This is a genomic window from Synechococcus sp. H55.9, from assembly GCF_047462355.1.
Taxonomy (GTDB): Bacteria; Cyanobacteriota; Cyanobacteriia; order Thermostichales; family Thermostichaceae; genus Thermostichus.
The window spans coordinates 1-8,559 of record NZ_JANSJB010000105.1 but is presented as its reverse complement, the minus strand read 5'-3'; the positions used below and the strand labels follow the sequence as shown (position 1 = coordinate 8,559).

General features: G+C 60.4%; 10 protein-coding genes and 1 pseudogene. 6 read left to right on the top strand and 5 right to left on the bottom strand.

What is annotated here, in order from left to right; all coding sequences use genetic code 11:
- Positions 1–73: 73 nt before the first annotated feature.
- Positions 74–1,045, bottom strand: coding sequence for a solanesyl diphosphate synthase (gene sds, locus NW857_RS11480; protein WP_414338940.1), 972 nt, complete (start codon positions 1,043–1,045; stop codon positions 74–76).
- Between the two features lie 195 nt (positions 1,046–1,240).
- Here sds and NW857_RS11475 point away from each other — a divergent pair, with 195 nt between their 5' ends.
- Positions 1,241–1,555, top strand: a complete 315-nt coding sequence (locus NW857_RS11475; protein WP_414368993.1) for a metal-sensing transcriptional repressor — start codon at positions 1,241–1,243, stop codon at positions 1,553–1,555.
- A 122-nt stretch (positions 1,556–1,677) separates the two neighbouring features.
- Here NW857_RS11475 and NW857_RS11470 read toward each other — a convergent pair whose 3' ends face one another.
- Positions 1,678–2,130: a TerB family tellurite resistance protein gene (locus NW857_RS11470; RefSeq protein WP_414335802.1), complete on the bottom strand. Its 453-nt coding sequence runs from the start codon at positions 2,128–2,130 to the stop codon at positions 1,678–1,680.
- Between the two features lie 226 nt (positions 2,131–2,356).
- Between NW857_RS11470 and rpsP the strand changes: the two are divergent.
- The 5 genes and pseudogenes from rpsP to cysQ all read left to right on the top strand — a co-directional run.
- Positions 2,357–2,602: pseudogene (gene rpsP / locus NW857_RS11465) on the top strand (30S ribosomal protein S16); the annotation flags it as partial.
- Between the two features lie 292 nt (positions 2,603–2,894).
- Complete coding sequence (locus tag NW857_RS11460) at positions 2,895–3,155, top strand: KH domain-containing protein (protein WP_414335800.1); 261 nt, start codon at positions 2,895–2,897, stop codon at positions 3,153–3,155.
- Positions 3,152–4,255, top strand: coding sequence for an ArsA family ATPase (locus NW857_RS11455; RefSeq protein ID WP_414347738.1), 1,104 nt, complete (start codon positions 3,152–3,154; stop codon positions 4,253–4,255). The genes NW857_RS11460 and NW857_RS11455 overlap by 4 nt, the downstream gene beginning before the upstream one ends.
- Before the next feature lie 27 nt (positions 4,256–4,282).
- The gene (gene hisF / locus NW857_RS11450) at positions 4,283–5,038 is read left to right on the top strand and encodes an imidazole glycerol phosphate synthase subunit HisF (protein WP_414335796.1); all 756 of its coding nucleotides are present in this window, start codon (positions 4,283–4,285) and stop codon (positions 5,036–5,038) included.
- Positions 5,039–5,055: 17 nt separating this feature from the next.
- Positions 5,056–5,853, top strand: coding sequence for a 3'(2'),5'-bisphosphate nucleotidase CysQ (cysQ, locus tag NW857_RS11445; RefSeq protein WP_414368990.1), 798 nt, complete (start codon positions 5,056–5,058; stop codon positions 5,851–5,853).
- 5 nt (positions 5,854–5,858) lie between these two features.
- On the opposite strand, the gene NW857_RS11440 is transcribed toward cysQ, so the two are convergent.
- The 3 genes from NW857_RS11440 to NW857_RS11430 form a co-directional block, all read right to left on the bottom strand.
- Complete coding sequence (locus NW857_RS11440) at positions 5,859–6,323, bottom strand: pentapeptide repeat-containing protein (RefSeq protein ID WP_414335792.1); 465 nt, start codon at positions 6,321–6,323, stop codon at positions 5,859–5,861.
- Positions 6,324–6,511: 188 nt separating this feature from the next.
- Positions 6,512–7,285, bottom strand: coding sequence for a PspA/IM30 family protein (locus NW857_RS11435; protein ID WP_414335790.1), 774 nt, complete (start codon positions 7,283–7,285; stop codon positions 6,512–6,514).
- A 189-nt stretch (positions 7,286–7,474) separates the two neighbouring features.
- Positions 7,475–8,559: RNA-guided endonuclease InsQ/TnpB family protein (locus NW857_RS11430; protein ID WP_414368988.1), on the bottom strand; the 1,085-nt coding region annotated here is incomplete at its 5' end.

Below are 8,559 nucleotides of genomic sequence, written 5' to 3'. Positions count from 1 at the left end.
GAGCTGCGTTCGGAAACTCAAGTGTTGGGCGACACCGCCCGCTAGGGAGGTCGCTTGACTCTGCCTGGGCTGCTCAGTGCAGCCGCTCCAGCACATAGTCCACCATTTGAAACAGAGCCCGGCGGGCTACAGAATCCGGGAGCACTTCCAGCGCCTCGGCGGCCTGACGGGCATAGTCTCGCGCCAACTGACGAGAGCGTGGGATCCCTTCGCTTTGATACACCCACTCTAGGGCCTGCTTCAGGTCTTGCGGGTTGGACAGTTCCCTGAGAATGAGCTCCCGCATCTGGGGAAATTCCTCTAAGGCGAATAAAACGGGTGCGGTGAGGTTGCCCTGGATGAGGTCGGATCCCACCGGCTTGCCGAGCATCTCTGCCGAAGCGGTGAAATCCAGCAGATCGTCAACGATCTGAAAGGCAATGCCCAGATCCCGCCCAAAATCGAATAGCCGATCCGCCACCTCCTCGCTCACCCCACTCAGCAGACCGGCAGCCTTGGAACTGCCGGACATCAGGGAGGCCGTTTTGTAGAAGCTCTTGGCCAGGTAGTCCTCCATCGACACATCCGGGTTGAAGCGGGTAAGGCTCTGACGCACCTCTCCTTCTGGCAGATCCATGATCACCTTGGAAAGGAGCTTCACCACTTCCAGATTGTCCAGACTGGCCAAATACCAGGCAGCCTGACCGAAGAGGTAATCCCCCGCCAGCACGGCTATCCGATTGTCGAAGAGGGTGTTTACCGTGTCGATTCCTCGTCGCACGTCGGCAGCATCGATGACATCATCGTGTACCAAGCTGGCCGTGTGGATCATCTCGGTAATCTCTGCCAAGCGCCAGTGGCGGGGTGTGATCTCCCCATCGGGAGTGGTGGCACGGGCAATGAGGAGCACAATGGCTGGCCGGATCCCTTTCCCACCTGCCGAAAACAGATGCTCGGCAGCCATAGCCAGAATGGGGTGCTTGGCGCTAACCAACCGCGTCAGGTTCTGGCGTAAACGCTCCAGATCCGCTTCTACAGGGCCAAAGGGGGAGAGCACAGAGGTCATGGAGCCAGCGTATGAGAGGTTTTACAAAATTTCATATCTTTTCTTATTGTAGAGTACCCTATCGTTCCCAGGGAAAACCAAGCAGTATTATGCAAGCAGTCTTCTGCCCTTTTTATGTCCGATCCTGTCCTTCCACTTGGCGCTCGCTCCGTTCCACCGCTCCCTTCAGAACCCGATTGGGAGGAGGAGTGGGAGTTGGCGCTGGAAAAGCCGCCCCTGTCTGGGCGGGCCCAGCCTCACCATCATGATCCTCAGTCACGGCGCAAGTTGATCAACCGCTTGGCGCGCATCGAGGGGCACGTTCACGGGATCCGCTCCATGATCGAGCAGGATCAACCTTGTCCAGATGTGCTGCTACAAATTGCCGCCGTCAAGGGGGCGCTGGATCGGGTGGCGCGGCTGATCCTGGACGATCACATCCGCCATTGCATCCGCCACGCCATCGAGACCGGCAATATCGAAGTGGAGCTGGAAGAGCTGCAACGGGCCCTGGATCGCTTTATCGGCTAGGTTGCGATGGCCAGATGTCTGGGCTGAACCTGAAAGGCTCCCTGGCTTGGTTGGGGGAAACACCAAGCCGGGGTGTTGATGCGGTTGCCAAGGCCGGCTGTTCTGGCTGATGCTATCTAATGCTATTCGGTAGCTGGATCTCCCTGAGAAGGCTGGGCGTAGCGCTCTAGCAAGCCCCTGTTCTTCAGTTGCCATTGCAGGCCCATGAAGGCACAGTTCAGGAACTCGTCGATCTCCTCCCGGCTGAACTGCATGGCCTTGCCGATCTCAAAAATGAGCGCCTCCTCCTTTTCTGTCAGCTCGTTGTTGACCACCGCCATTGTTGTCAGATCCCGCAGGATCAAGGCCCCGGCTGCGTTGTGCAGAGGCGGGATCCCGCTGAGGTCTAGGGTTGCGTCTGTTTTCTCGGCCAGATAGGTTTGGGCCACCTGTTCTTCAATGCCCATCCCTTCGGCAATTTGCAGGAAAAAGTTGGTTTCCTCTTCGTCCAACTGGCCGTCCACTCGGGCCACCGCGATCAGGGCTTTGAGGTAGAGCTGGCGCTGCTCATCTGTCAAGTCGGCGTAGTTGACCATGGGGGGTGTTGCTGAGTGTGGGTTTCCTCTTCAACTTTGCCATGAAGAGCGCCGCCCGGCGTCGGTTTGGCTCTTTTTCAGCCAAGGAAAAAATCGACTAAAATAGAGAGCCTGTGTCTGCCCAGATTTCCGGTAGGGGATCGGGGTGGCGGGCACGGGTTTGATTTTGGTTTTTCTCTAACCACCCTTCACAGCTTGCGGAGCAACCCTAAGGAGCAGATACCCCATGGTCAAATTGCGGCTCAAGCGCTACGGAAAAAAACGGCAACCCAGCTATCGCATCATCGCCATCGAAAGTAAAAGCCGTCGCGAGGCCCGTCCGCTGGAGGAATTGGGCTACTACAACCCGCGCACCAAAGAGACGGTTTTGGAGACGGCGGGCCTGCTCAAATGGTTGCGTTGTGGCGCTCAGCCCACGGAGACCGTGGAGGGTCTTCTCAAAAAGGCCGGCATCTACGAGATGCTGAAAGCAGGAGAAGGCGGAGTGGTTGCCTCGATTCGCATCCCGGCCATCGCCAAGCCTGAAGCTGGGATCCCTGAGCCAACAGAAGAACCTGCTACGGAAGCTCCTGAACCCGATGCAGAGCCGGCTGTGGCAGAGGCTGGATCCCTGCCAGAATCGAGCCACCAAGAATCTGCAATTGAAGAGCCACGGGTCGAAGAAGCAGCCAAAGCCTAGGATAAGGACTTCGTCCCGCTGACGCCATCGGTTAACCTTTTGGCTATAGGCTCGGCTTGAACCCGTTTTTCCTTGCCAGACGCCCATGCCAGACTACAAAGCCCTTGTCCATCTTTTGATCGAGCCGTTGCTCAGCTCATCTGGGCTGCAGATGGACGTGGAAACCACCTGTGGCGGGCGCAAGGTATGGCTGCGGCTGGCCTTTGACCCCAAGGATCGCGGGCGGGTATTCGGGCGCGGCGGGCGCACTCTGCAGGCGATTCGGCAGGTGATGATGGCGGCAGCCCAGTTGGCGGGCCAGTCTTTGTACATCGACATCTACGGCGAGGCAGGAGAGCGGGAATGAGCCAGATCCTCACCTTTTTGGGTAAGGGGGGCACAGGCCGGAGCACGTTGGCGGTGGCAGCAGCGCGGGCAGCAGCCCAACAGGGGCGGCGAGTGCTGTTGGTGGGCCATCAGGCGGGGCCGGCGCTGGAGATGCTCTTGGGCGGGATCCCACTTGCCGGGGAGCCGGTGACCATTGCCGCCAATTTGAGCGTGGTGCAGTTGCGCACAACTCAGCTTCTGGAACAACACTGGACGGCGGCCAAAGAGCTGGAAGCCCGATATGTGCGCACTCCCTTTTTCCGGGAGATCTACGGTCAGGAGCTGGGGGTGTTGCCGGGCATGGATCAGGCGCTGGCCCTGGAAGCGCTGCGCCGCTACGATGCCAGCGGCCAATACGACTGCATTCTCTACGATGGGCCGGGGGATCTGACCACCTTGCGGGCTTTTGGCATCCCGGAGGTGGCCAGCTGGTACTGGCGGCGGGCTTCCCAGGCTTTTCTGGGATCCGACTTGGCCAAAACCCTGCGCCCTTTTGCCGAGCCGTTGCTGCGGTCGGTCAGCACCGTGGAGTTCTCGTCTTTAGAGGATCTGTCGAATCGGCTGGGGGGGATGACCAACATTTTCGAGCAGGGGCGGCAGGCCATCGCCGATCCGCGCCGTGTGTTGGCCCACTTGGTGACCACCCCAGATCCGATGGCTGTCCAGACCGCCCGTTACCTCTGGGGCAGTGCCCAGATGGTGGGGCTGACGGTGGGCGGTCTCTGGGTCACCCCTCTGGCTCCGGGCGAGGTCTCGGCTGCCGATTTTTTCCCCTTGACCGTACGCACACTTCCCCTGCGTCAAGGATCCGATTGGTCAGCTTTGGAGGCAGCGGTGGGGGGCATATTCGCCGTGCCGGATGTGCCGCCGCCCGTGGCCATCGACGAGGGAGCGCGTACAGTCAAGCTGTTTATTCCCGGCTTCAGCAAGGCCCAGATCGAGCTGAGCCAGTCGGGCCCGGAGCTGACCATCACCGCCGGGGATCAGCGGCGCAATTTGTTCTTGCCTCCCAGCCTGGCGGGTCGGCAGGTGGCCGGGGCCAAGTTTCAAGAACCCTTCTTGGTCATCAGCTTCGGCTAGGCCATCACGCCAGCGGAGGAGAAGGCGATGTTGGCCAAACGGATCATTCCCTGTCTGGATGTGGCGGCGGGGCGGGTGGTCAAAGGGATCCAGTTTGTGCAGTTGCGCGATGCCGGGGATCCGGTGGAGCTGGCCCAGGCTTATGATCGGGCGGGGGCGGACGAGCTGGTCTTTCTGGACATCACCGCTACCCACGAGGAGCGGGAGATTTTGCTGGAGGTGGTGCAGCGCACGGCGGAGCAGGTGTTCATCCCCCTCACGGTGGGAGGTGGGATCCGCGATGTGGAAGGGATCCGGCAACTGTTGCGGGCCGGGGCCGACAAGGTAAGCCTCAACTCGGCGGCAGTCCGGGATCCGGATCTGGTCACCCAGGCCAGCCGTCAGTTTGGATCCCAGTGCATCGTGGTGGCTATCGACGCCCGCGCCAAACCAGGGGGATGGGAAGTGTACGTGCGCGGGGGGAGGGAGCCGACGGGGCTGGACGTGGTGGAGTGGGCCAAAACCGTGGCCGAGCGAGGGGCAGGGGAGATCTTGCTCACCAGCATGGACGCCGACGGCACCCAAGCGGGCTACGACCTGGAGCTGACCCGCCGCGTGGCCGAGGCGGTGGCGGTGCCGGTGATCGCCTCAGGGGGGGCGGGAGACTGTGCCCACATCCGCCAAGCTCTGCAGGAGGGGGGGGCAGAGGCAGCCCTGTTGGCTTCTCTGTTGCACTACGGCCAGTTGACGATTGCCCAGATCAAAGCCGATTTGGCCGCCCACGGCATTCCGGTGCGCTGCTAAATCTTGGGGGGTTGCCCATGCAGGATCTGGCCGATCTCTTGCCCCATGTCAGCCGCCTTGCAGAAGCAGCCGGGCAGGCCATTCTGGAGATCTATCGGCAAGAGCAGATCCAAGTCAGGGACAAGACCGACTTCTCCCCCCTCACTGAAGCAGATCTGGCCGCCCACCACCTGATCCTGCGGGGCCTGCAAGATCTAACTCCGGGGATCCCCGTGCTGTCGGAAGAATGCGGCGGGATCCCCTATTCGGAGCGGCAACAGTGGCGGCAGTTCTGGCTGGTGGATCCCCTAGATGGCACGCGCGAGTTTATCGGGCGCAACGGCCAGTTCACGGTCAACATCGCCCTCGTCGAGGCGGGGATCCCCATCTTAGGCGTCGTCCATGCCCCGGCTCTCGGCCTTACCTACAGGGCAGCGCAAGGGCTGGGGGCCTACAAAGGCAAAGAGCCCATCCGGGCCCGCCCCCCCGCCCAGGCTCCTCTGCAGGTTGTGGCCAGCCGTTCCCACCGCAGCCCGGAGACGGAGCAGTTCCTGGAGCGGCTGCGACGGCGCTACAGTTCTCTCGAAGTCAAGTCTGTGGGTAGCGCCCTCAAGTTTTGCCTGGTGGCCGAGGGATCCGCCCATCTCTACCCCCGCTTTGGCCCCACCCTGGAATGGGATACCGCCGCCGCCCACTGTATCGTCGAGCAGGCGGGGGGAAGTGTCACGAACTTGCAAGGGGATCCCTTGCGCTACAACAAACCGGAGCTGCACAACCCGCCCTTTGTAGCAGCTGCCGAAGGCGTTACCCAACTGTGGCAGGAGCTGGTTCCCTAGAAAGCCTACATGCCCATCTCGGTCGGGTTAAAGCCATCCGGGAACTTCGTGTACTCGTCGTAAAGGGCGCCACGGAAGTGGGTGTTGGTGATGATGGCTCCGCGCAGATCGGCGCCAATGCGCAGATCGGCCCGGTTCAGCTCTGCTTCGCTAAGGTCAGCCCTGAGCAACTTAGCCCGGTAGAGGTTGGCCCCCCGCAGATCCGCCTTCACCAACTTAGCTCCGATTAGGTTCACCCGTCGCAGCTTGGCTCCGCGCAGGTCGGCTCCGGAGAGATCCGCCCCTGCCAAATCCGCCTCGCGCAGATCCGCCCCACTCAAATCGGCATCCCGCAGAATGATGCCCCTCAAGTTCGCACCGCTCAACTGGGCTCCGCTCAAGTTGGAGCCAGAGAAATCCCGCTGGCCAGACGCATAAGCCTGCAACAGTTGCTTGGCATCTAAAAGAGGCTTGATACTCGCTGTTGTCATCGCTGTTGGTTCTCTCGCAAAAACGCAGGAAGGCTACCTTAACCCAAGCTCCCCCCCTGCCAGAAGCAGGCCGAGAGCTCTTCTGGGCTAGCTTACCACTCTGTGTCCCCCCGGTAAGGACACCCCAACCCACCTAAGCCAAGAGGAAACATGCCCCAGGAACTCAGGCAGACACGGCCTCCCGTTGTTCAAAGCTGGTCGATTTCGCGGCGCAGATTTTCCAACTCCGCATCTACCTCGCTTTCAGCCGAGGCAGCAGATTGGGCTTGCGGCAAAACTTTCCGCTCTCCGGCGGGCAATTGGCCCTGCATCGCCGCTTTCAGCATCATCAGCTCGTGATCGACATCCGACCCACCTGCTTCCAAAGCGGCAAACTGGTTCTCCAAGTTGTCCACCGCCAGCTCCGCCACCGCCGCCGACTGAGCTTCCAGGGAGTTCACCTTCTCCTCCATGCGCTCGAAAGCCGCGAAGGCACTGGTGGCGTCCACCCGTCCGATGACCTGGTTAATTTGTTGAGAAGCCTTGGCAGCGCGGGCCCGGGCGATGAGCATATCTTTCTTGGTCTTGGCCTCGGCGATTTTGCTCTCCAGCTTGGTCATGTTGGCCTTTAAGACCTCCACCTGCTTGGTCTGCTCATCCAACTGCCGCTTCAGGCTCTGGGCAGTTTCGGCAAAGGTTTTCTTGCGCACCAGCGCTTCGCGGGCCAGGGCTTCGTTGTTGTTGCGCAGGGCCAACTCGGCCCGTCTTTGCCACTCGTCAACGTTCTGCTGCGCTTGCTCATACTGCCGCTCGATCCGCTTCTGGGCAGCAATGGCCTGGGCAACCGCTTGCCGCATTTGGTAGTGATCCTCCGACATGTCCTGAATGGTTTGGTTCAGGATTTTCTCCGGATCTTCGGCGCTGCTGACCAGCGCGTTGATATTGGATCTGATGATTCGGCTGACCCGATCGAACAATCCCATCGGTTGTTTCCCCCTCTAGCAGTCTGACCTAATGCTACCCTTGCCGTTCCGGTGCCTTCCAGTGCTTCTACCCCAGTATAGGGATCCCTGGCCGAGATCCGAGGAAATGGGTCAGAGGGGATCCTGCCCCGGCCTTTATGTCTTATCCCCGGATCTCGGTGGATTGCACCGGACTACCGGGGTAGTAAACTACCCGACTCCGACCGCTAAGCGGTACGGAGCAGGCTTAAGCGCTCCGCGCCGCTGACGCGAAGGGTAGCCCTGCAGTTGGCAAGCCAACCACGGGCCTCTAGGCCGGTTTACAGCGACCCCCAAAAGCGCAATGACGTTGGCACCGTTAAAATCCGCATCCCCTTCCCAACCACAGGCCGGGTTCACACAACGAAAACGCTTCCCTTCCCGTTGCCCAAGCCACAAACACCGGTGGCAGGTCTGCGAGCTGTAGGCAGGCGGCACCACCACAACCTTCACCCCTGCTCTGGCGGCCTTGTAGTGCACAAACTGCCGCAACTGGTAGAACGCCCCTCGCGCTAGCGGGCCGTAGGCCTCACTGTTCGACCGCCGCCGCTCCGTCTTGCTGCGCGGCTGTTGGTTGACTCGCTCCCGGATCCCAGTCAAGTCTTCCAAGGCAATAAAACGGTGGGTGGCCAGTGCCCTAGCAACAATGGACTTGGAGATGCGGTGATTGACCCAAGTTTGAAAGCGCCTCTCCCGACCAGACAGCCGTTGCAGCAGCTCCCGACACCTGCGCCGAGAACTGCGTGTGCCCCTACTGGCCTTGCGTTGCAGAGCCGCCCTCAACCTGGAGTAGTGGTCTCTGACCTGGTTCAACTGCTGTCCATTCCAGTTATCCCCCTCAGAGGTGTGGGCAATATCTCTCCTACCCAAATCCACGCCAATTGCCTTGGTGGTGTCTTGTGGCTCCGGCACCTCAGACTCCACGCAAATTTGAATGGAGTAGGAACCGTCTTGGCGTTTGACCAACGTGGCTGCTTTAGGGTTTGAGCCTGCTAACATGCCGCGCTGGTAGTTACTTATATCCAGCTCAAAGCGTTCGCGTCCCTCAACGGTGGTCAGCGACACCGTCCAGTCTTTTTCCCGAAAAGAAAAGATGCGGGCATCGTAGGTAACAAAGCCGCTCTTGAACGCTTTGACTGGACGATTCTTTTGCTGGGCAACCTTGCGGGCAGCGGCCAGCCTTCTGCATACCTGTTGTGCCAGGTTGCTGGATAGCCCAAAGCGGGTACGAATTGCGCGGTAGCAGAGCGATTGAA

Bases quoted from the DNA above. Each gene is read 5' to 3' on its own strand.
- sds (WP_414338940.1), bottom strand. From the start codon at position 1,045: ATGACCTCTGTGCTCTCCCCCTTTGGCCCTGTAGAAGCGGATCTGGAG.
- NW857_RS11470 (WP_414335802.1), bottom strand. From the start codon at position 2,130: ATGGTCAACTACGCCGACTTGACAGATGAGCAGCGCCAGCTCTACCTC.
- NW857_RS11460 (WP_414335800.1), top strand. From the start codon at position 2,895: ATGCCAGACTACAAAGCCCTTGTCCATCTTTTGATCGAGCCGTTGCTC.
- NW857_RS11455 (WP_414347738.1), top strand. From the start codon at position 3,152: ATGAGCCAGATCCTCACCTTTTTGGGTAAGGGGGGCACAGGCCGGAGC.
- hisF (WP_414335796.1), top strand. From the start codon at position 4,283: ATGTTGGCCAAACGGATCATTCCCTGTCTGGATGTGGCGGCGGGGCGG.
- cysQ (WP_414368990.1), top strand. From the start codon at position 5,056: ATGCAGGATCTGGCCGATCTCTTGCCCCATGTCAGCCGCCTTGCAGAA.
- NW857_RS11440 (WP_414335792.1), bottom strand. From the start codon at position 6,323: ATGACAACAGCGAGTATCAAGCCTCTTTTAGATGCCAAGCAACTGTTG.
- NW857_RS11435 (WP_414335790.1), bottom strand. From the start codon at position 7,285: ATGGGATTGTTCGATCGGGTCAGCCGAATCATCAGATCCAATATCAAC.